Origin of the sequence: Methanothermobacter sp., from assembly GCA_030055615.1 — an archaeon.
Lineage (GTDB): Archaea > Methanobacteriota > Methanobacteria > Methanobacteriales > DSM-23052 > Methanothermobacter_A.
Window position 1 is genome coordinate 77,782 of sequence record JASFYN010000004.1, and the last position, 21,616, is coordinate 99,397.

Annotated in this window: 22 protein-coding genes; 9 read left to right on the forward strand and 13 right to left on the reverse strand. The window is 37.8% G+C overall.

Annotation, left to right across the window (positions count from 1 at the left end; translation table 11 throughout):
- Positions 1-1,093 (forward strand): DUF11 domain-containing protein (locus QFX38_07300; GenBank protein ID MDI9624675.1); only part of this gene is annotated, 1,093 nt, incomplete at its 5' end.
- Between the two features lie 500 nt (positions 1,094-1,593).
- Positions 1,594-1,800 (forward strand): hypothetical protein, encoded by a 207-nt coding sequence (locus QFX38_07305; protein MDI9624676.1) that lies wholly within the window; start codon positions 1,594-1,596, stop codon positions 1,798-1,800.
- Positions 1,801-1,965: 165 nt separating this feature from the next.
- On the opposite strand, the gene QFX38_07310 is transcribed toward QFX38_07305, so the two are convergent.
- A complete protein-coding gene (locus tag QFX38_07310; GenBank protein ID MDI9624677.1) occupies positions 1,966-2,157 on the reverse strand; it encodes a hypothetical protein in 192 nt (63 codons plus the stop codon).
- 452 nt (positions 2,158-2,609) lie between these two features.
- A complete protein-coding gene (xth, locus tag QFX38_07315) occupies positions 2,610-3,383 on the reverse strand; it encodes an exodeoxyribonuclease III (protein ID MDI9624678.1) in 774 nt (257 codons plus the stop codon).
- Positions 3,384-3,654: 271 nt separating this feature from the next.
- Between xth and QFX38_07320 the strand changes: the two genes are divergently transcribed.
- Positions 3,655-4,095: a hypothetical protein gene (locus tag QFX38_07320; protein MDI9624679.1), complete on the forward strand. Its 441-nt coding sequence runs from the start codon at positions 3,655-3,657 to the stop codon at positions 4,093-4,095.
- 710 nt (positions 4,096-4,805) lie between these two features.
- Here QFX38_07320 and QFX38_07325 read toward each other — a convergent pair.
- Positions 4,806-4,970, reverse strand: a complete 165-nt coding sequence (locus QFX38_07325) for a hypothetical protein (GenBank protein MDI9624680.1) — start codon at positions 4,968-4,970, stop codon at positions 4,806-4,808.
- Between the two features lie 122 nt (positions 4,971-5,092).
- On the opposite strand from QFX38_07325, the gene QFX38_07330 reads away from it, so the two are divergent.
- The 4 genes from QFX38_07330 to QFX38_07345 all read left to right on the forward strand — a co-directional run bounded on the left by QFX38_07330 (position 5,093) and on the right by QFX38_07345 (position 8,623).
- On the forward strand, positions 5,093-5,527 hold the full coding sequence (locus tag QFX38_07330) for a M48 family metallopeptidase (GenBank protein MDI9624681.1): 435 nt from the start codon (positions 5,093-5,095) through the stop codon (positions 5,525-5,527).
- A 174-nt stretch (positions 5,528-5,701) separates the two neighbouring features.
- On the forward strand, positions 5,702-5,875 hold the full coding sequence (locus QFX38_07335) for a zinc-ribbon domain-containing protein (protein MDI9624682.1): 174 nt from the start codon (positions 5,702-5,704) through the stop codon (positions 5,873-5,875).
- Between the two features lie 445 nt (positions 5,876-6,320).
- Entirely contained in the window at positions 6,321-7,469 is a 1,149-nt protein-coding gene (locus tag QFX38_07340; GenBank protein ID MDI9624683.1) for a vWA domain-containing protein, read from the forward strand.
- Positions 7,470-7,663: 194 nt separating this feature from the next.
- Positions 7,664-8,623 (forward strand): FkbM family methyltransferase, encoded by a 960-nt coding sequence (locus QFX38_07345; protein ID MDI9624684.1) that lies wholly within the window; start codon positions 7,664-7,666, stop codon positions 8,621-8,623.
- A 56-nt stretch (positions 8,624-8,679) separates the two neighbouring features.
- Here QFX38_07345 and QFX38_07350 read toward each other — a convergent pair whose 3' ends face one another.
- The 3 genes from QFX38_07350 to QFX38_07360 all read right to left on the reverse strand — a co-directional run bounded on the left by QFX38_07350 (position 8,680) and on the right by QFX38_07360 (position 10,673).
- Positions 8,680-8,799: a DUF86 domain-containing protein gene (locus QFX38_07350; protein MDI9624685.1), complete on the reverse strand. Its 120-nt coding sequence runs from the start codon at positions 8,797-8,799 to the stop codon at positions 8,680-8,682.
- 4 nt (positions 8,800-8,803) lie between these two features.
- Positions 8,804-8,989 carry a DUF86 domain-containing protein gene (locus QFX38_07355; GenBank protein ID MDI9624686.1) on the reverse strand — a complete coding sequence of 62 codons (186 nt, stop codon included), beginning with the start codon at positions 8,987-8,989 and terminating at the stop codon, positions 8,804-8,806.
- 868 nt (positions 8,990-9,857) lie between these two features.
- Positions 9,858-10,673 (reverse strand): type II CAAX endopeptidase family protein, encoded by an 816-nt coding sequence (locus QFX38_07360; protein ID MDI9624687.1) that lies wholly within the window; start codon positions 10,671-10,673, stop codon positions 9,858-9,860.
- Between the two features lie 235 nt (positions 10,674-10,908).
- On the opposite strand from QFX38_07360, the gene QFX38_07365 reads away from it, so the two are divergent.
- Positions 10,909-11,400 carry a CARDB domain-containing protein gene (locus tag QFX38_07365; protein ID MDI9624688.1) on the forward strand — a complete coding sequence of 164 codons (492 nt, stop codon included), beginning with the start codon at positions 10,909-10,911 and terminating at the stop codon, positions 11,398-11,400.
- 27 nt (positions 11,401-11,427) lie between these two features.
- On the opposite strand, the gene QFX38_07370 is transcribed toward QFX38_07365, so the two are convergent.
- From QFX38_07370 to QFX38_07390, 5 genes are all read right to left on the reverse strand, one after another.
- Complete coding sequence (locus tag QFX38_07370; GenBank protein ID MDI9624689.1) at positions 11,428-12,606, reverse strand: Xaa-Pro peptidase family protein; 1,179 nt, start codon at positions 12,604-12,606, stop codon at positions 11,428-11,430.
- A gap of 97 nt (positions 12,607-12,703) precedes the next feature.
- A complete protein-coding gene (locus tag QFX38_07375; GenBank protein MDI9624690.1) occupies positions 12,704-13,213 on the reverse strand; it encodes a hypothetical protein in 510 nt (169 codons plus the stop codon).
- A gap of 280 nt (positions 13,214-13,493) precedes the next feature.
- Positions 13,494-17,624 (reverse strand): cobaltochelatase subunit CobN, encoded by a 4,131-nt coding sequence (locus QFX38_07380; protein ID MDI9624691.1) that lies wholly within the window; start codon positions 17,622-17,624, stop codon positions 13,494-13,496.
- A gap of 469 nt (positions 17,625-18,093) precedes the next feature.
- Complete coding sequence (locus QFX38_07385; GenBank protein MDI9624692.1) at positions 18,094-19,560, reverse strand: VRR-NUC domain-containing protein; 1,467 nt, start codon at positions 19,558-19,560, stop codon at positions 18,094-18,096.
- Positions 19,561-19,910: 350 nt separating this feature from the next.
- Positions 19,911-20,273, reverse strand: a complete 363-nt coding sequence (locus QFX38_07390) for a cupin domain-containing protein (protein ID MDI9624693.1) — start codon at positions 20,271-20,273, stop codon at positions 19,911-19,913.
- 73 nt (positions 20,274-20,346) lie between these two features.
- Between QFX38_07390 and QFX38_07395 the strand changes: the two genes are divergently transcribed.
- Positions 20,347-20,688 carry a hypothetical protein gene (locus QFX38_07395; GenBank protein MDI9624694.1) on the forward strand — a complete coding sequence of 114 codons (342 nt, stop codon included), beginning with the start codon at positions 20,347-20,349 and terminating at the stop codon, positions 20,686-20,688.
- A 370-nt stretch (positions 20,689-21,058) separates the two neighbouring features.
- On the opposite strand, the gene QFX38_07400 is transcribed toward QFX38_07395, so the two are convergent.
- Positions 21,059-21,229 (reverse strand): DUF86 domain-containing protein, encoded by a 171-nt coding sequence (locus QFX38_07400; protein ID MDI9624695.1) that lies wholly within the window; start codon positions 21,227-21,229, stop codon positions 21,059-21,061.
- Positions 21,219-21,527: a nucleotidyltransferase family protein gene (locus QFX38_07405; protein MDI9624696.1), complete on the reverse strand. Its 309-nt coding sequence runs from the start codon at positions 21,525-21,527 to the stop codon at positions 21,219-21,221. The genes QFX38_07400 and QFX38_07405 overlap by 11 nt, the downstream gene beginning before the upstream one ends.
- Positions 21,528-21,616 lie beyond the last annotated feature (89 nt).

The following is a 21,616-nucleotide window of genomic DNA, read 5'->3' on the forward strand; positions in this document are numbered from 1 at the left end:
TGTTCTCCCAACAGGACTCACATACCTAAGTTCCAACCCAACAGGAACATGGGACGCCATTGCAAGGACCATCACATGGAACCTCGGAACAATGGCAGCCGGCAGCTCACAAACACTCGAAATCACAGCCCGTGTGGACATGACTGATGTGAATTTCGTAAATACGGCTACTGTTGCTGGCAGCGTATATGACCCATACACTGGAAACAACACCGCAGATGCTACCGTGGGCGTGGCTCCTGAAGCAGACCTTGGAATAACGAAGAAAGTGGACAACCCAACACCAAGATACGGTGACACCATCAAATTCACACTGAATGTCACAAACATCGGACCAAACACAGCGGAAAACGTCGTAGTCGTGGATGTTCTCCCAACAGGACTCACATACCTAAGTTCCAACCCAACAGGAACATGGGACGCCATTGCAAGGACCATCACATGGAACCTCGGAACAATGGCAGCCGGCAGCTCACAAACACTCGAAATCACAGCACAGGTTGCAACAACAAACGCAATACTAATCAACACAGCAACCATCACAGGAACAGTCTATGACCCATACCTTGCAAACAACACCGCAGATGCTACAATATGGGTTCCACCGGCAGCAAATTTAGAAATTAAGAAGTCTGTTGATAATGCGACACCTAATTATGGTGAGAGTATTACATTCACTATATGGGTGTTTAATACGGGACCAGATGTTGCATTGAATACAGTCGTTGTTGATAGGCTTCCTGCTGCGATGAAGTATGTTTCATCATCTGCATCTGTTGGTTCATATGATCCAATGACTGGTTTGTGGGTTATCGGAGATCTTCCAGCTGGTTCTTCAGCGGTGCTTCGAATAGTAGTGAAGGTCATGATGGTAGGTGTGTTTGAAAATGTGGCTACGGTAAGCTCTGAATTTTCTGGTGAGGAGAAGATGAGTAGAGTTGAGGTAAGGGTTACAAAGCCTGCACCTAAACCTTCTCCAGTGCCTTATCCACATGGAAAAGTGCCTATGCAACCTACAGGAGCTCCATTGGCTTTAATGTTATTAGCTGTGCTCCTTGTAATCATTGGACAGGTTATACCATGGAAAAAATAATTTATTCCCTTCCTTTTTTTATTTTATTTGTAGGGGTAGCTAATTTATTTGGATTTTTAACAAATTATAGTATGGTATTTAGAAAGAATTATTGAAAGTCTTTTGGTGGTTATGAGTAGAATTTTCTATGAAGTCGTTAAGAGGAATATGAGATTTTAACGGTTAAGATTACTGCATTTTTACGAGTTTTACGAGCATAAAATAATGCAGCATGGTATACGCGTTTTTACCAAGGTTAAAGTGGTAATTTGTTGTGTATTAAGGAAAGCCCGCAGGGTTGGGTGTTATTATCACCCTTTTGTGACATTTTTTAAAGTGCTTGGTTTAATGGGTCCCTTGTAAATGCAAAGGCGGATGAAGCGGATGTTAGGATAATTTATGGGTTTGAATGCCGTGGATTTTATGAGAGGTTGTTTTCATGCTACTGATTTTGAGAAAACGGCATCCACAGCCGCTTTTGGAATATTTGCGAAGCCGCTTGGAGATTTTCCTGTTTTTTCATGTCATCATTTTCATCACAGGCATTGAAGTTCATAGTCTGGGATATGATGGCCATAGGGATAATGAAAATGATACTGATCTTTTTTGAAGATTGCAGTTGCAAATGCAAGGTCCAAAACTTAAATGATATAGTAGATCATGACTGTAGAAGAGGGATGAGATTGGCAGCTGTCCTTGAAAAAGTCCATATTTTGAAAGTGCATTAAAAAGTGCTTTTATACGGGATGTATATATTGAGAAAAAATGCACCGGAAAAACACGCAAAAAGATACAATAGACATTGCAAAAAAAGTAGTAGAGACTAGGATGATCAAGGATAAAAAGATGATTTTTGCTTACATTTCACAAGGGGAGTATAGAAGATGGTATTTTCAATATGAAAGTAACACGGATAAAAACTTTGAACTTTCCAATCTTTCAACTGATGCAATTACCATGCAAAAGGCTATAGAAAAATTATAATCCAGAAATAAAATGGCTTTCCAAGATGCCTTTTCCATATAAACTGAAGTTGAAAGCCCTTTAGATATACTAGATAGGAATATGGCTATTATTGTGGCCATGCTAATATCACCCCCCTTTCATGGTAAGGCCAATTGCAACAGATTGTGGTATACCATCTAAAATCGAATCTACTGTAATTGTTAAAGTAACATTCCAGCATATGCTTAACAGAACGCTTACGATGTTCTCCTTTACGTTAAATAAACATTTAATCCAAGTAAAGATAATAGCTTCACTGATAAAGTTGGTAGTAACATGTAGTAGACTTCCGAATAGGCTTCATCTATCGGTTCAAAAGCTATTGCTGAGATGAACACGCGCTCAACAAGTGCCATTATAAAAGCAACAAAATGTTTAAGCATCCCAATAAGTATTCGCAGATGACCTCTCAGATCAAGGGAGCTGAACCAGCAAAGAGTCTCCATAATGTTGCTAACAACTACAAAAAAAGGATTATCCCTCTCAAGATTCTTTTAGCATTAAACAGATTAACAAAAGGCGTATTGGAAGGCTATATTTTGATTTTGAGCCCTATTGGGCAATGGTCTGAGCCCATTACATCTGATAGTATCCATGATTTTTTAACTTTGTCTAAAAATTCTTTGTTCACGAAAAAGTAATCCAGCCTCCATCCCACGTTTCTTTCACGCGCCTTTGTCCTGTAACTCCACCAAGTGTATTGTCCTGGTTCTTTGTTGAAAACTCTGAAAGTGTCAATGTACCCGTTTTCGATGAAACGGTCGATCCAAGCCCTTTCAACTGGTAGAAAACCTGAAACGTTACTGTTTTCCTTTGGCCTTGCAAGGTCTATTTCCTTGTGGGCGGTGTTGAAATCTCCGCAGGCTATTATGTTATGTCCTTGATCCTTTTCATGGTTCACATCTTTTAGGAATGCATCATAGAATTCCAGTTTATATTTGAGTCTTTCTTCTGACATTTTACCATTGGGAAAATAAATATTGTAAAGTAGGAAATCATCAAAGTTTGCTATTTGGATTCGGCCTTCAATATCAAATTTTTTTATCCCGAAGCCTTCCCTTAAACTTTTGGGTTTGATTTTGGTGTAGAGGGCAACTCCACTGTAACCTTTTTTCTGGGCTGGTGTGAAGAATGCTCTATAACCTTCAACATGCCTCAATTTCCTTGGAAGCTGTTCTGGGTTTGCTTTTATCTCCTGTAAACATAATATATCTGGTTTTTCGCTGAGGAACCAGTCTAGGAAGCCTTTACGGTATGCTGCTCTCAAGCCATTAACATTCCATGATATGATCTTGAGAGTGGACATAAAACCTCACACAAACCTTTTATCGTTTTATTATAGTTTTCGATAAAATATAATGATATCTACTGATTGACAGTGATTTTTCAAATCTTTTCTAGAGGAGTATTGATCAAGTTTCCGATTTTTTGCCTAAAAAGGGTAGAATGTGGAAGTCCCTTTAAGATTTAGAGATTATCCCTGCCCATAAAATTTTGGGGGATGATTTTAATAACCTTGATAGTAATAGTTTTATTGTATGATGAGGCATTCATTAAGGATTGGGTTTAGTTTCGGTTTGACTTCCGCGGTAATCACAACATTAGGTTTGATGGTTGGTTTAAATTCTGGGACGCATTCAAGGTTTGTTGTTATTGGTGGTATATTAACGATAGCGGTTGCTGACGCTCTTTCGGATGCGCTTGGTATTCATATTTCTGAGGAAGCAGAGGATAGGCACAGTACAAGGGAGATATGGGAGTCGACCATTTCCACTTTCTTGTCCAAGTTTGCTTTCGCATTAACATTTATCATTCCACTTTTATTGTTTACATTGTCAACTGCTGTTTTAGTTAATATTATCTGGGGTTTGTTTCTTTTGGGGATTTTTAGTTTTCAAATCGCTAAGGAACAGAAAAAAGATCCTTGGAGGATAATAGCAGAACATGTATTTATAGCATTGGCAGTTATAATCATAGCACATTATGTGGGTGTTTGGATAGAATTAACATTCTGCTAGAGGCCATCTGAAGCTTCTAATAGGCATATTATGCTTTTTTCATATTATTTCAACTTGCAGTTATGGGAGACTTCGCGGCGTATAATCGATAGTTCGATGAGAACACGGAAAAGTATTTAGCCACAGGTGTCCCGTTGAGACTTGTTTCGTTTCTCCTAAGGTTGTTTTCTCAAGCTATAACTTCCATTGTTGCGAAGTAACTTCTCAGTTTTTTTGAGTTCTTCGCATAGATAAAAAAGGGGGGTTTTGGTGAAGGAATGAATCATTTTTGATACTTCAATAGGTTTTCTTTATCTGTTATCTAGTAGATGGGCTGTACTTCCTCTGAGGATACCGTGAACTTTTATAAAGACTATAAGAAATATTTTGAAAGTTCTTAAATGGATGGATGGAAATGATGGATCGCCTCATTAGAGAAGAAAATTCATTTATCGCAATTAATTTTTCATCGGCTTTTTGATTTATAATATTCAAAATGCATACAATTTTGGAATGGATTTTTTTTTAAGAAACTCCTCCTTGAAATATTTGGTTAATCTATCAGAGAAACGTTTTGAGTTTTTCAGAATTTGCTTTGTTCCCAGATTAATATTCCACCATGTTCCTCATAAATTCGAATAAAGAACTGTTTTTCCCTCATTCATAAAAGAATTAACATTGGATGATCTATACCAAAAAGTTTCTGATATCACAGAAGTTTAAAATTTTTGTCATGCCTTTTCTGAAGCCTTCCCTAGATTTTCTGATGGTGTATCGTTTGATAATTCTATTATCTTCTCTGCTAGCTTTTTAACCGACATGAGCGCCCAATTTCCGTTTTTGTTCTTTATGAAGATTACTCTGTCCCCTACTTTGGTTTTGAAATCTTCAAGCATTTCTCTAGGTATCTTTACATGACATTTACTTGTACTTACTGTGATATCGTTATACTTTCATATGCAATCTTGAAGGGACACCAGAATTTGAAATACTCACGAGAAAGTTTAATGAGCACATAGTGGAAAGGTATGTTCGTTTAAAATACACAGGAAGTTACATAAAAGTAAACGAAGGCAACTTTCCAGATATTTATAACATGCTTGTTGAAGTCTGTGATATACTACATTTAAAGCCTGAATTTTATATGCAGTGGGATTACACTGTTAATGGATTCACCACGGAAATCAGACTTATAATAGTCTTTACATCAGGTGCTGTTGATTTACTGACAAATGACGAATTATTATATGTAATTGGCCATGAAGTGGGCTATATAAAAAGTGGCCATATGCTCTATCATGAAATGGCAGAAGTTATACCTATTATTGGTGAGATTGTAGGCTATACAATGGGTATTACTAACATTGTAGGTTGGAGTTTACAATTCGCTTTATTATACTGGCAGCGTATGTCAGAATTTACAGCTGACAGAGCTGGACTTTTAGCATGTTAAGATGAAGATGTTGCTATCATGGCATTGATCAAAATGGCTGGTGCTCCAAAAAAGTTTTATGATAATATAAGAAAGGAAGACTTCATCAAACAGGCAAAAAGAGTTTAAGGGATATGATTTTGAAGCTCTTGATAAGATCGGTAAGTTTATTATAATAATAGATGAAACACACCCATGGACTGTTATGAAATACTTAAATGGGTCGAATCGGGAGAATATGAGGATATTGTCAAAAAACATGCTGGTGAATCATCTGAAGTTGAATTGAAATGTCCAAAGTGTGGTGTTAAATTAATTGGTAGTGAAAATTTTTGTGGAATGTGCGGAACGAAAATATGGACACGCTAGGATATAAAATCTATTTTCAAGGTCCCAGGATTGATTTCATCCCCTATGATAATTTGTCTCAAATGTAGCATATAATCAGAAAGTCTTTCCTCCAAGTCATAAAGTTTACATTGTAAAAGTATTTTCCTGGCAGGATCCAGTGTTCTGTCCCAAAAAATACTGGGAGTGTATCCTAAAAAATCCCATTAGTCCATCCCCTATTTAATTTTGTTTTCTATCCCAGATCCATCAACTTAAATCCGAAACTTTGGGGAAGGGCACCCATCTGAGTACCGTGTCCTTTAAGCTTATAGCAAACATTTATATAGAGGGATAGTATTATTAAATTATTGTGGGGGGTTAGATCAATATTTCCAAAGTCTTCACAATAGGACTATTTAGTTAAAAAACAGTGAAAAAGTGTTTTTTCTGATTTTTCTCCCCATAAAAAAGAGGGAGGTTAATAATGTTGAATAGGATAGTAGCTATTTTGCTAGTATTCTTTGTAGGGACATTGGCATGTGGTGTCGTATCGGCTCAAGATATAACCGTTAATAAGACCGCTACAAAAACGGGTGAAAACAGTGCTACCGTAACCATCGAAGTTACAGGGGCTAGTGAAACCACAACATCAGCAGTAGATCTTGTATTTTCTATAGACAGTTCTGGTAGCATGTATAGTAGTGATCCAAACAATCTAAGGATCGAAGCTGCAAAGAATTTTATAGATAAAATGGATCCTCAAAGAGACCAAGTTGGAGCAGTTAACTGGGATGATGAGGTTTTAGGCTCTGAACCCTTAACCAATGATTTCCAAAAAGTTAAGAATTTCATAGATACCGGAGGAGCCTTTGGTGGAACAGATCTCGACATTGGTTTAAATGAAGCAATAAGATTGCTAGACGAAGGCGGTAGAACAAATTCCAGTAAATTTATCATCTTCCTAACTGATGGGGAGGGATATTATACTCCTAGTGGATCACTTGGTTCACCAGCAGACGATGCTAAAAATAAAGGTTACATTATATACACCATTGGATTAGGTGATTATGTCGATGAAACAATATTACAAGAAATCGCTAATGTAACTGGGGGCAAATATTTACATGCAACTGATGCATCAGTATTGGATTCAATATTCTCTGAGATTTTCCAGGAAATAACAGTGGCAGCCACCAATGTTGTAGTAATCGATGTCCTACCTGATTATATACAGCTAGTCGGACAACCCACAATTTCACCAACTAGCCAAATCATTAACTCTGATGGAACAACCACACTAACTTGGGAAATCGGGAATTTAGGTAAAGACCAAACATGGACCGTCAGTTATAACATACTCTCAACTAGGACAGGAAACCTTCTAACCAACATAGGAGGCGAATCCAAAGTTACCTACACTGATCCAAGTGGCGTGGACAAAGAGATACTATTACCAATACCACTTATAACCTTCGGATCTGAAATCAGCGAGGAAGTTGGATCTGAAGTCAGCGAGGAAGTTCAAGGCGAAACTCTTGTTGTAGCCATGCAAGAAACTGGCATACCATTAACAGGACTAATACTAGGCCTACTTCTAGTATTAGGTGGATTAATTAACCCACGAAAAAGATAGTGGAGGCCTCCTCCTACTTTAAATTTTTTTCTTTTTCAATTATAAGCCCATTATAATAGGGTTAGAGCAACCTTATCCATGACATGTCGGCGAAAACGTAAACCATAATTGTAGGAATTTCTGAAATTTAAGATGAAACACGCCTTCAAATGAAACTTCCATTGAATGTTATTTTCTAAAATATAGTAGACTTCATGGAGTGGTTGTTGTCCATGATGTTAAATGTAACAGTTTCAGATTATATAAGGGCTATGTTATTTTCTGGGCTTCTATTTTATCGGGAAGAGTTTTTAAATGTTAAAAAGGTTTTCAGGAATTGGCTTGAAGCTATATTGTTCAGATTAGGTTTGCTGGATGGGTTCATGGGAAAGCTTAGAAACGGAGAAAATGTAAAGATAGCGAATTTATGGGAGTACTATCGTCTATTATATGCTCAAATGTTAGACCATGCGAAGATTTGGGGTAGAATCATAGAATTCAAATTCAATGGCACGAAACTCAAGTTTTATTTAGGCAAGGACAAAGTAGGATTATTAGATGCTCTTAATGTGTTAAGTGAAACCTTTGCCATAAAACCCTACAAGCATTTGGATGTCAAAAGGAGGGTTGTGGTTGATATAGGCTCCTATATTGGAGATTCACCAATATATTTCGTTTTAATGGGGGCAAGACAAGTATATGCTTTTGAACCTTATCCAAACTCTTATAATCTTCTTTTAAAAAATATCATGGCCAATAATTTGGATAAAAGGATAATAGCATTTAATGAAGGGCTCGGTGAAAAAGTAGGCAAGATAAAAGTAAATGAGGATTATAGGGCCTTGGCCACTTCACGATTGAAAGACTTTTGTAAGGGTAGGCTTGTGAAATTAACAAACTTGGAAGAAATAGTAAGAGAGTTCAATTTAAAGAATGCTTGTCTGAAAATGGATTGTGAGGGCTGTGAGTACAGTATACTTGAAACGCCAAAAAGTATCCTAAAAGTGTTCTGGGAGATGATAATAGAGTATCATCATGGTTATATGAACCTCAAAGAAAAACTTGAAAGTGCGGGTTTCCAAGTCAAAAACACAAAACCCATCCTCTACAGGGTAGGAGATCAAAAGTTCTTGATGGGTTATCTACATGCAAAGAATGTGAAGAAAAACTTCTAACTGAAATTTTTAGACGAGATCTGAAATTGGATTACAATTGGAAAAATAGGGTGAATCTAAATTCTTTTGAGTAATTCTTCAATTTTTTCCAGAAAATCGTAAAAGTCTGGGAGATGCTCTCTTAGGATATTAAAGGCTATCTTATCATCGATTTTCCCATAACGATGAACTAGTATGTTCCTATGCTTTCATAGCTCTAAGTTTTTCCCCGAGTTCCTCGTCGATGATATTCTCCCGCAAAAGATTGTAGAATATGTCTTCATCTTCCCTTGGAACCCCAAGTTTGAGATCTGAATTTAAAATAGAGCATATGTCAAAAATGTTGCCTATGGAAAATTCTAGTCTTTTATATATACCATCTTTCACGAGTCCAAGCCTAGAAAATTCCTTAAAAGTTTTGGGGGGGTGTTTTCCTCCACTAATCTTATACTTTCTTCTATTTCTTTAAATTTTGTCCTGATAATGCTCTTCCTCACCAATCTTCGGAGCCCCCATTAAGGTTTATTCTATTGGTTTTTCTCCAATATAATCATAGAAACTGTGTTTAAAAGCGTCGAATTTTTTTATGGTCTGCCAAGCGATATCATGTAGGAAGGTTTCATCCGGACAATATAATTACCTTCCCCTTCAGCACTTCAACCTTGATATATAATGGGAGGAGCTGGAAAAATTTGAACATCGAATATCCCAAGAAGTTCCTTTAAGACTCTGAATCTGAAATCTAATGATTCTTCCACATCCCCATAATAAATAAATCTATATCATTATATTCTTTATCATGGGCTGCTGATCCATACAATATTATGAATTTTACCCTAAAACCTCTAATTGCTTTTATCCTATCAAGAGCCTTGTTCACCATTTTCATAAGATTCATGGTATTGGATTGTCCTCACTGATACTTATTTTGGGAACATGTAGAATCGCCGTGGACGATATCCCCACTAGTTTTATTGAAGGGTTCTTTATGGGTTTCTGAAAAGCTGGACTTGATCAAAAATATTCCAATTGGTGTTATCATGAGCACATTAGGCTGAGCTGGTAAAAACCGCCAATTTTATAATTTTTGAGACATTAATGATAGCCATTAGAAGAAATCCGAATCCTACCCCGATAATTGCACTTATATCTGGCCTGTTAAATGCTAGTCCAACACCCATACTAACCTACAAAGGCTAAACTTCCATATTTCTTTCGCTCATATCCATTTTTCACATCCCACATGATTTGTGGCCTAAAATGGAGGGTCTTGTTTTAGGTGGTGGTTTTGTTGGTATTGTCTGCGGATCATTTTTTCAGGTCCCCAGATTATTAGGATGATTATCACCGCTATTATGTTTAGTATGAGGGAGTATAGTCCGCCTAGGCTTGTTGCCATTGTTGGAAAGATGAAATGTGACAAGTTACCCATTGTATGGAAGAGCAAAACCGCTAGGATGCTTCTTCCTGTGTTGTTATATATCCATGTGAACAATATTGAAAGGAGGACTGTGCCAAGTATAAAACCCAAAATTGGCACATTACGGTATATTTCCTGTCCTTTCATGAAGAATAGGGGCAGATGCCATAATCCCCATATGATCCCAAGGATTATGCTGGAAATGAGAGCATTATACTTAGTTTGTAATCTGTCGAGGGCATATCCTCTCCAACCAAATTCTTCTGCCATCGGACCGCCAAGGAATAATATGTAGAAAAATGCAGGGATAATAATCCATGGCTGAGACAATACCCCCATTTCAGGGGCTGGTTCGCCACTGAGGATTGCTAGTAAGAAGGATAATCCTATAATGGTTGGCATTAATAAGAATATGGGTATGAGCCAAATTTTCCCGAAGCTGAAATCTATACCCCTTTTCAATAGCTTTTTCGCCCCATCTAATCCCCCACTTGCGTATGTGAGGATAAAGGCTGCTATTGTGGGGCCGAATGGGGCGAGATATAATTTGATGCTCCAAATAGCCTCAGGTAGCCAAAGTAGCCAAGACCAAGCAAAGGCTATTAGAAAGAATATATACAAGTGTTTTTCGGATTTATTTGTAATTTGCAAAGGTGACACCCCCCCAAGGCCGTGATCTAAAATTCTTCCAAGATTCTTGGAACACGAGCACAGTTTGTGTAACAATATATAATTCAATTATATAATAATGGGTTGGGCATTTTTAGGGAAGTCCTTTTTTCAAAAAGAATATAAAGGGGGAAAGTCTTAATAGATTAGTGGCAAATTTTGTGTCCCATAAAAAGAAGAATATTATGCTTCCCAATACTTTTGAGAGGGAATTTCCTTGAAAACCAGCACATTAACAATAATATTAATAATAGCGGGCCTTATAGGGATAGTAGCAGCAGCATATTTGTTACAAGGTGAAGAGACCAAACCTCTAGTGGTTAATGTCACCCAAAAAACACCATATAATGTAACACCTGTCCAGGGAGCTGCGGAACTTGTAGCGATACAAGAGGGTCCTAAAACAGCAATCCCCGGTACAAATGTGACAATAACTTGCAAAATAAAAAATATAGGATCCGAACCAGCTGAGAACATCACAGTAACTTCACAGATATTTGAAAAACACATAGACAGGATAAACCCCAGTGAAAAAGTGGAGTTCACAGTTGAAGTATACATCCCGACTCCAGAGGAAGTTAAAGAATCCTTCGGTCCAAACGCAACACTCTCAAATCCCTTCTACATTGGAGGATACACAGTAATATATTATGACATAAAAGGCAAACATGAAATTAACTCTAATCCACTTAGAATAAACTTGATATAAAGGCTTTTGGGATGTCAAAAAAGGGAATTATGAGAGTGGGATGAGACCTGGATTGTCCCCAGTAATGCATTCTCCCCCAGTATGTGTTACTATGAATGTGTTTTCAATTCCAACCATCCCCACACCCTTGATGCCTTTTTTGGGTTCGATCGCCAATGTCATGTTCTCCTCGAGCGGTTCTTTGAATTTTTCGGCTATCACTGGCACTTCATCAATTAAGAGGCCTATGCCATGACCCAGGAACTTAACTTGGTGGTTGTTGAAGCCCATGAAGTTTTTGCGGAAATCCTCATCAAGCCCTTCTATTATAATATTGTAAATTTCTGATGGGCTTATACCAGGTTTTAGCATTGATGCAATCTCATTCTGGATTTCAACGCACTCTTTGTGGGCTTCAATGGCCTCCCTTGGGATTCTGCCAAAGGTGTATGTCATTGTCTTATCTGTATGATAACCTTCTATTCCAAAGCCAATATCAACATAAACTAGGTCATCTTTTTTTAGTTTTCGGTGGCGGCTTCCGAGTAGTGGTGCTGCTGGTGACAATCCGCGGTTTCCACTGGCCCCGTTGAAGTATGATGGGTATATCGAGGTCTCACCGAAGCCTATGTGCCCGAGTAGCATTTCGGTGTCGAACATTCCAAATCTTGTGACACCATGGTATCCTTCGTCTATCATTATTTGGAAGAGTTTTGCGCCGAGTTCGGCTTCGCTCATACCCTCATATAGGATCTCAGGTACGATGTCTTCGAGTATGTGTTGGTGTTTTTCCCCGGATTTTCTCATTAGTTTAAGTTCATATTCACTTTTTACGGCTCTCACCATTCCTATGATGGGATCAACCTTTTTATATTCTTTGATGGGGAAATATTTTTTGAATCTTTCATATAATCCAAGGGGTAGGCTTTCTGTTTCAAGGTATATCTTTTCTGGGATTTTTTCGAGAGCTTGGCTGGCGTCGCGGAAACTATACATGCGCCTTATATCCTTGAAATTGGATTCGTCCAATGCACGTTCGTAGCTGCGCCTCACCCAGAATATTGGCTCATCATCCTTGGGTATGATTAGGATGCCATCTTGCATTGTCCCAGTAAAATAATATTGGTTTATCTTGGTGAAGATCACTGCCATCTCCCATTGTGGATCTTTCTCATTCAGCTTGGCTTTAAATCGTTTCATACGATTTTCAAGTTCACTGTAGGGCACCTTCAAAAATTTACACCCCCCAGGGCAACTCAAATTTTATAAAAAAGGGGTTAAAAAAATTATTTGTGTGTGGGTTTTGACCCCACACGGGAAATTCTTAAGATATATTGAAGTTTTGTATTATTTTTTGGAATGTAGTCAGATCACTTTGTGGGCTGCTGTAATATAACTGGTATCCTTTGCTTTCATCTATTTTTATATGTACAGCGGTGATAAATTGGTTTCCTTCTTGCCATTGGACGAGAGCAGCGTTTTTACCGGCTACACTTAGACTTTCATCTTTTGATATGATCTGTGAAGGTTCAAGGGATGACTCCATTTGCTGTAACCATTCACTTGGTGATCTAACATAACCTTCACTTGTTGCTTTTAACTCTACCACGGCGAATTCTTCTGTATCATTCCCCAGGTATGTTATAACATTAGCTGATCCATACTTTAAAGTGGGAAGAGAAGCTTCTAATTCACCTGCAGATAAGTTCTCCCAAGTCCCGGGGTATTGGAATGTTATACCATCCCCAGAAAAGGTCTTTTCCGCTGGTGTTCCTGTGCAGCCAAATGTAAAAGCCACAACCAATAATACGAGAATTGGTAAAAACTTTTTCACGAAAAAACCTCCTACAAATTATACTGTTATTTTTGGATAGCCGATAATATAAACCTAGGGAAATTAACCAGGTTGAAATAGATTAATAAAGCAACTTTTCTACACAAAATTATCCTTGTTATTCAAAAAAGTGCCTATAAGAATGGAAACATAGGATCTTATATAAGCAGAGGCATAATTCATGGCTGCTCATGCATTAGATTGCCAAAAAAATAATTAGGGAGAGCATGTTCCCCCCATCACTGAAAAGTGGAAGAATAACATGCTATCTCCCCACATTTTAAAGTTTTCCGCTTCCTTTGAAAATGTAGCCGGCGCCTATAAGGAGTACGATACTTACAACGCCTAAAAGTGCGTAGAATGGCATTTGACTCCCTGCTCCTCCCCTTGAGGATGCCACGACCTCAAAAACCTTACCAGTTTTCCCTGCGGACGATCCGCCACCACCTGGACCTGCACCTGGAACTACTCCAGCAGAAGCTGCTAAACCGCCAGAAACAGTTTCAACACCCCTGCCAACCTGACCACCAATATAACCAGGACTTGATTGACCATTTCCACCAACCTGACCACCAATATAACCAGGACTTGACTGCCCAGGAACGCTTGGAATTCCAGAACCCGGCTGTCCCGGCACTCCTGGCCCGCCCGGGACACTGATCTTCGCTCCAGTAGCCGCTGCAAACACACCCGCAAACCTCTGAAGGCTCGCAGAATTCAATGACGAAACACTCACAACCCACTGATTAAACACAATATTACCACAAGTATGATGGCAGCAAGCAACACCATACTGGTTTACCATGTTTATGTATTCATTGGCAAGGTATGTTCTAGTCTCTACTGTGGGATTCCAGTAGCCTTTCCTTGCTGTTTCAAGTAACCTTGCTATGATCGAAGTTTTTGCATAAGGATTTGCATTATTGAAGAAATCTCCTAAGCCTAGGTTATAAGTGTCCATTACATATATGTTGGCTACTTGATTCCATGTCGATTCTTTCACGAGGCTGGGGTTTGTGACCTGCCACATCCAAAGATTTTCTATGAATGAGTCCATGTATCTGGCGCCATCATAGCCGTTTTCCATCATACCTTTTATCCAGGTTGGGTTGAAGTAACGGCTTAGAATGTCCCTGTTGAGGAATTGTGTGAATGTTTCGATTTTTGCCTCACTTCTGAGATTATTTATATACATTGATGGTTGTGACCCTGAGACCTTTTCTATTGCGAGACTGAGACCACCTAGGTATGCTGCTACCATTGGATGTTCTAGTGCGCCGTAAAGGTTTGAACTTCTACTGAACATTGAAACATTTACTTCGCGGAGATTTTCTTTAAAGACATTTGGGATCCTCACTCCCCAGGTGTCGGTGCTGTAGGCGGCTGACATCCTTTCAATGTAAAAGTTAGCTATTTCTTCTCTGTCCTGCCATGTGTCACTTGCTGGTATGATTTCTTGGAGTCCAGGTGAATATGCTTCTGGTTCTTCTGAAAATATCCTGAGGAGTGAAAGTTTCATGGCCTCTGATTCATTGTAACCTTCAGCTTTTAGTTTTTCATAGATTTTCTGGGAGTTGATTTTAACATAATTTTGGGTGTCATTGGCACTTGCGGCAAGTTTAATGGCCTTGTCAAGGAGGTTTATGATGTCCATGTGAAGATCTCTGTAGATGCCAGAGGTTATGATTGTAACGTCGATCCGTGGCCTTCCAAGGTCTGTTATGAGTTCAACATCTTTTACTCTGCCCCTTGAATCCCACACTGGTTTCACACCTAGTAGGTATAGTATTTCTGATTCCATGACTCCTTGGTGTCTCATTGTTTCACATGCCCATAATACATATGCGATTTTCACTGGGTATTCTCCATGTTCTTCCAAGTACTCTTCTAGAAATTTGTCCACGAGTTTTTTCGCTGTTTCCCATGCAACCTTTGTTGGTATGGTTCTTGGATCGAATGGGTAGGGGTTTCTACCGGTTAGTAGGGCCTCTGGATTCTTTATAGGATCGCCCCGGGGGCCTGGGATTATGTATGCGCCCTCTAGTGCGTTAAGTAAGCTTGTTATTTCATTTTTGGATTCTTGGATCCTCTGGTTGTAGTCTATTGCAAGTTTTAAATATTCTGTGATCTTTGGTGTTGTGTTGCCAAGTATTTTGAGTTGGGCTTCTTCTGGTGTGAGATTATTGAATATCACCTCTTTGAGTAAGAGTTTTGATGTTTCCTTGTCGATTTCATCTGGTAGCATTGCTTGTAACATTTGTATTAGTTGGTCGCCCTGCGGGACAACACCGAGGGTGTGGGAACCATATGGCATATAACTGGCTTTGATATCCTCTAGGCATGCTATGACTTCGTCAATAAACTTTTCAAAGTCCTTTTCTGGGTTGTATTCTAATCCTAATTCTTTTGTTTGGTTTATGATCTCTTGTTTATATGCTTCTTTTAGTGTTGTGTCTGCTGTTTCCCTGTAGAATTTGATGTTATCGTATATGCTTGTTAGGTTGCCGTAGAGACTAGCTGGTAGGAGTACTGGTGTCATGAAATTTATGATTAGCATGTTGGCTCTTCTCTTGTCGAATATGGCCGGTGCATCCATTGGCAGCACGTGTATGATTGGGGTGTCTTGGAGTAGTATTGCACCCCAGTCTTCTGCTGAAAGTCCTGCCTGTTTTCCTGGCATCAATTCCACTATACTGAATATTGAGAGTATTGCATCTGCATCATAGACTTTATTAATCCACCAATAGAATGCTAGTAGTTGGTGTGTCGGTGGCAATTTACCAGTATTATATAAGGTGTTGTTGTCTTGTAACCATCCCCATACTGGTTCTGGTGCAAGTATTATGTTACCAAACTCTAACCGGGGTATAACAATATATTTTCCTGTACTATTGGCATAGACCATGATTTTCCCGGGTGGAGGCCCCCAAACATCTATTACCTCTTTTTTCTTGCTTTCTGGGAGTTCATTGAACCATTGGAGGTATTCTTCCTCGCTTATTAATATAACTTGGCCTTCTTTGATTCTTTTTTCTAGTTCTCCGGGAGCCCATGTGCCGATGTTGCTGCCTATCTCTGCCATTAGTTTTGCTAGTTCGTCTTCTGATGGTATTGGCTTGTCGCCAACGTTGTAGCCTCTTTCTTTCATGGCTTCTAGTAGTCTTTTTATGCTTGCTTGGGCGTTTAGGTAGTAGTCGATGTCAGCGCCAATATTCGCTTTACCGCCACCTTCACTATAATAGGTTATTATTATCTTTTTGAGGTTATTTGGGGTTCTTTTGAGTTTGGCCCATGATAATGTTCTGTCTGCTAACCATTCTATCTGGTATTCTATTGGTTTGTTGTAGATGACCCCTGTTTGGGGGTCTGTTTCCTTTGCACTTATTACTATGGGTTCTATGATTCCATCCATTTCTGCGAATGCAAGTTGGTAAAGTTCGTTTGGTGGTACGCCTTGTATGCTGTTTTCCCAGTCTTGTACTGTTATGTTAGGTGAGAATATGCGGATGCCATTTAAGACCGTTACGTTGAGCTTCTGGAGGTCTTCGATTCCCTTGGTCCAATTTTGGGAGTTGAGGGATCCGCCCCTTGAGATTACTATTGCAACGTCTATTATGGGTTTACCATCTAATAGGAAGTATTCTATTGATTTGGGGTCTCTGTAGGTGTATGTTGCCACTATTACATTGGCTTTTTTTGCTTCGAATGTTCTTATAAGGGCGTCTAGTAGTGGCCCGTCCCTTGCCATGTCACTGTATTCTGTGGTGAGTATACCTACCGTGGGGGAAGTCTCATTATATCTTATGGTTTTGTACCATTGTAGGTAGTTTGTGAGGTTGTTGAATATTTCTGGGGCTTCTGGGTGGTATATTCCCCATAGTGGTCTTTGTATTGGCGGTTCTATTGTGGCTGTGTAATTGCAGAGGGAAACTGCTAGAAAAATTGTGAGGCGTTTTAGGTTTTCATAACATGTGTAGTTGAGGTATTTGAGTGTTTCGGTGTAGCGTGGGTCGTTGGTGTCGATGTTTTGTAGGTGTAATATTGGGGCGTAGTTTTGGCGTGATGATGGTTCTACGCAGATCATCACATATGATCCATTGTTTTTCGCTGTTTCGACTTTGTCTTTTAGGGCTTCCCATACTGGTGCGCTGAGGCCGCTTCTTGTCCCGAAGATTATAACGTCTCCTTTCACTTCATAGGTGAGGTTGCTGTCTGTTCTTCCGGGTTCTCCTCTTATGTTTATTTTGCCTTTGATTGCTGGGTCTTCTGCTACTTTGTTGATTAGTGCAACTTCGTTTGGACTGGAGCTTATTATGAGGATTTCTGGATTTTTTGTTGTGTTTTCTGCTGCGGCTGTTCCTATCATGTAGAATATGCTGATGCAAAGTATGAGTAATATTGTTCGTTTCATTCACACCACCCTTATTAAAATTTACTTTAAATTATATCAAGTAAACTTTAAATAAGCTATTGGTATATAAACATTATCACTCATTCGACAAAAAAGTCAGCAGGAAAATAATTCCACAAAACTTTAGCTTTCTTAAATTATGACTTAAATCATCTTAAAATCAAAAAATAATACAAAACTTCATCAAATTAAATTCAAAACTTTAACTTTACTTTGGAATATTCAAAAAGACCATTTTGTTGACCTAATTTAACAAAAAAATCATCTGAACTTTTCTTGTTCCAAGAACCAAAAATTGAAGTACTAAAAAAAAAAGATTAACTTGATTTTGGAAGTTTACTTCTTCCAGTACATTTCTTCTTCTATCGTATTATCTGCAAAATTTTAAAAATTTAATAAAATGATTTTTTTCTCGGAGCTTATTTTAACATTTAGGTACGGCATCTCCTTGTAATACATTTATTCTTTTTCAAATTATTTTATATTCATGGGATCTTGAAATTACATCCATTTTTTCTTTAGGAGTTAATTTTTTTACTCCAATCATGAAGTGGATTCCTGGAAAGTTGGTGTCACCGAAATTACTTAGCCATTTCCCATTGTGCCAGAACCAGTAATCATAATTGGCGGAAATAAAAGCCCATTCCTCATCTGTTTTTGGGTCAATTTCTGGAGGGAGGTCTTCAACTAAACCCCAAATATTATCGTCCTTGAAGAGAGGACATAATTGGATATCTTCTATCAACTTTTTGATCCTTGATTTTAACTCTTCTTTGTTAAAGATCCACTTCTGGAATGATGTGTCCACGTAACCGTAGTTTAGCCATTGCCCATTTTCTAGTCCATCTTTTAGTTTTTCATCGAAAGCATAAATTCCTTTACATCCTGATTTTAAATGTTTGTTCCTGTAATCGTCTGTTTCACAATAATCTAGAGGCTTGTTTTCAGTGCATTTTTTTCTGAAACACCAAAGTGCGCTCCTCAGAGTCCCTGACTTCATTTGTTCGCCATTTACTATAACTTTTTGCGTTTTCCAACCGGTTGTGTAGTCAAGAAGTTTATATATTTTTTCAATGTCATCTTCATTGATTTCGAATGTGGCACCATAAATCTTTTCTTTCCCTTCCCCTTCAGTAAAGTATGTTTCTTGCCTTTTGATGAAATCTATTGCCTCTTCTCTATACTTAGATGTTGAATAACCAAATGTTATAGTCACTTTACCACTACTGGGCTTGTAAATCCTTTTCTTATTTTCAATCTGCCTTTTTGTATGGTTTATGAGGGCTAATTCTACTTTAAATCCAAGTTTTGATAAAAAGTCGTGCCATTTTAGTTGGTCCTCTGTTATACTGTCATTTTCAGATTTCACTTCCGCAAAAAAAAGTTCATTATCATTATATAATATTAAATCTGGCAAGCCTCTTCTATTGTTATTGAAATCAGAAAGTAGCCTATGGAATATTTTTAACAACTTTTCCCTTTCCACTAACTTAAGGGGAATTGCTAATTCATCGATACTAAATGCATTCCAGTCCTCAATAAGTCTACAATTTTTGCCATAGTTTTCCTCGTACGATTCAATTAATTTTTGTATTATATCACCATGTAAGAGTTCCTGGCATCTGTTCCTGATAAGATCTCTACGCCTTTCATAAAATTCCTCCTCGAAAAGATCAGAAGGCATGCCATTAAGCTGCATAAAACTTTTAGAATCGGGAATAAGCCTTTCTATTTTAGCAAAAATAACATGCCAGAAAAGTAGAGAAAGTAGCATCCACCAATATGAATTTTCTGCCCAGATTCCATCATATCCCTCTTTTTTGTAATGAAGCAATGCAACTTCCTCAGCAAAACATTCTTTACTGTCTATCAAATATTTCGACTTTCTTCCTTGGGAAGATAATCTCTCAGCCTTTATATTCTTGAATGAAATCATTTAAATCCACTTCTCCCAAGAATTTCATCTCATTATCTAATATCAGCTGTGGTTAATTGTCTTTAATGGTATTAATTAAATGTAAGAAAAACTTTAAATATTTTTCTAAAAGCTTCCGATTTTGTAAGAATATTTCTGTTCATATAACATAAAATCCCAATTTTTTTACAATATCTAAACTTTTATTAACTTAAGGGTAGAAACATTTATCAAAATCCAAAATTGACCCCTTTTTATTCCCCCATAATTTTGACTTCGAAGATCCATGGACTCCATGCCCAAGGTATTACGATTTACTATCAAATAATTAATTATTTTTAGCTACTGAGGTTTCCATCATTAAAAAATTATTATAGTACTTCTTCGTTTTTTCTTCGCCAAGGAGGAGACACAACACACAAAAAGGAAAGCATGGAATCGCCACTGTTCTCAATATACTGCACAGCCTTGGCTGGAATATAAATAGCATCTCCCATCCTGACCTTTTTCGTCTCATCATCAATATGCATTATACCCTCGCCCTCTAGGATATAGTAGACTTCCATGGATTCTTTTAGACGGTGTGGTAGCGAAGCCTCGCCAGGTTTAAGGATGGCATGAGCCAAACTAAAATTCATCTTCAAGCTTTCATGTTGAGGATGCAAAAGTTCACAGAGCAGGGTACCATCCAAAACTCTTTCATACTTACAATCTATAACATTCTTAACAATCACTAAAACCCCTCCTACAATAAGATTATGTAAAGTGGAAGATAAAAAGGGAATATGTAAGGAGGTGCAACCTTCAATGGATAATGAAGTACTTGTATTCCATTATGCTGACCGGGCAAAGGCATTCATAATAGAAACATTCAGACTATTCGAACAATACCAACAATTAAACAATAGCAAGGAATTGGACAAACTCATGCTAGAAATATTCAAAGGGTGCGAAAAAGAGATAACACTCGGAAAAACCATATGCTCCAAGGTAAATTGGGCGAAAGATTACTTTGAAGATGCTTCAAAATTGGCCAGGGAACTTATAAGGGACTTCAACCGCCAAGACCATGAAAGAGTGGAAGAAGATCTCAGGAATATGTTGAATAAAATGACAACCTGCGCAGCCACAGCAGAAACGAAAATATAAACTGAAAACTAGGAGTAATCTTGTAAAGTGATTATAACATGAAATTAATTTCTTATTCAACGTTTTTTTATCAGCTGAGAGTTTAAGGTGTATTAGTTTTTGCGGAATTCAAGTTTTCTTAATTGTATTTAAGATTATCTTTATCCTTTTACATGAGAAAAGCTGTTATAAGATTCATAGTTTTTAAACGCGCCTTTTTCACTCGAGTTCCAAAAATAGTTTTGAAATTTTATCTCTCAACACCGGAGCTTTATTTTTGGCAACGTCCCAGACTATATCTAGATTCACCCCGAAATAAAAGTGTATCAGTTTGTCTCTCATTCTCGCGATCTTCTTCCATTCTATATCGCTGTGTCTATCTTTCAGTTCATCAGATTATATTCTTAGCGGCCTCACCCATTATCTCAATATCTCGTAATACTGCATCTTGTGTTTTTATGTCTTCTACAAATTTATCATATACCATATTTGTGAAATTAATAATCCTGTTACAAGCTTCAAGTATATCAAGCAGAAACTCTTTATCACCTCTACGAGACATATATCACATTCTCCTCAATGTCTTTTCGAATATGTTCTATCCTTATACTTTTCACTCCCTCTTTTGTAAGGAGATCAATTTTTTTACCCAGTATCTTCTCTAGATATTCTCCAAGATTTAGAAAATTCTCAAGGGTTGCCTCGCCCTTTTCGGATTCTACCAATATATCTATATCACTTTTACCTCTCTGCCTTCCTTTTGCATATGATCCAAACAAACCTATCCTTTTAACTCCAAATCTTTTAATCTTATCTTTATTTTCATCTATTTTTCTCAATATCTCTTCGGAAGTCAGCAATCGTTTCACCCTAACTTTAATAAATTTTCGAACTAAAATCGTTCATAAATCCAAAGGGATGAAGATATAAAATATATTTCACACATCAA

Coding starts and splice junctions, on each gene's coding strand:
- QFX38_07305 (MDI9624676.1), top strand. CDS start 1,594: ATGTCATCATTTTCATCACAGGCATTGAAGTTCATAGTCTGGGATATG.
- QFX38_07310 (MDI9624677.1), bottom strand. CDS start 2,157: ATGGCCACAATAATAGCCATATTCCTATCTAGTATATCTAAAGGGCTT.
- xth (MDI9624678.1), bottom strand. CDS start 3,383: ATGTCCACTCTCAAGATCATATCATGGAATGTTAATGGCTTGAGAGCA.
- QFX38_07325 (MDI9624680.1), bottom strand. CDS start 4,970: ATGCTTGAAGATTTCAAAACCAAAGTAGGGGACAGAGTAATCTTCATA.
- QFX38_07335 (MDI9624682.1), top strand. CDS start 5,702: ATGGACTGTTATGAAATACTTAAATGGGTCGAATCGGGAGAATATGAG.
- QFX38_07340 (MDI9624683.1), top strand. CDS start 6,321: ATGTTGAATAGGATAGTAGCTATTTTGCTAGTATTCTTTGTAGGGACA.
- QFX38_07345 (MDI9624684.1), top strand. CDS start 7,664: ATGGAGTGGTTGTTGTCCATGATGTTAAATGTAACAGTTTCAGATTAT.
- QFX38_07380 (MDI9624691.1), bottom strand. CDS start 17,624: ATGAAACGAACAATATTACTCATACTTTGCATCAGCATATTCTACATG.
- QFX38_07385 (MDI9624692.1), bottom strand. CDS start 19,560: ATGATTTCATTCAAGAATATAAAGGCTGAGAGATTATCTTCCCAAGGA.
- QFX38_07395 (MDI9624694.1), top strand. CDS start 20,347: ATGGATAATGAAGTACTTGTATTCCATTATGCTGACCGGGCAAAGGCA.
- QFX38_07400 (MDI9624695.1), bottom strand. CDS start 21,229: ATGTCTCGTAGAGGTGATAAAGAGTTTCTGCTTGATATACTTGAAGCT.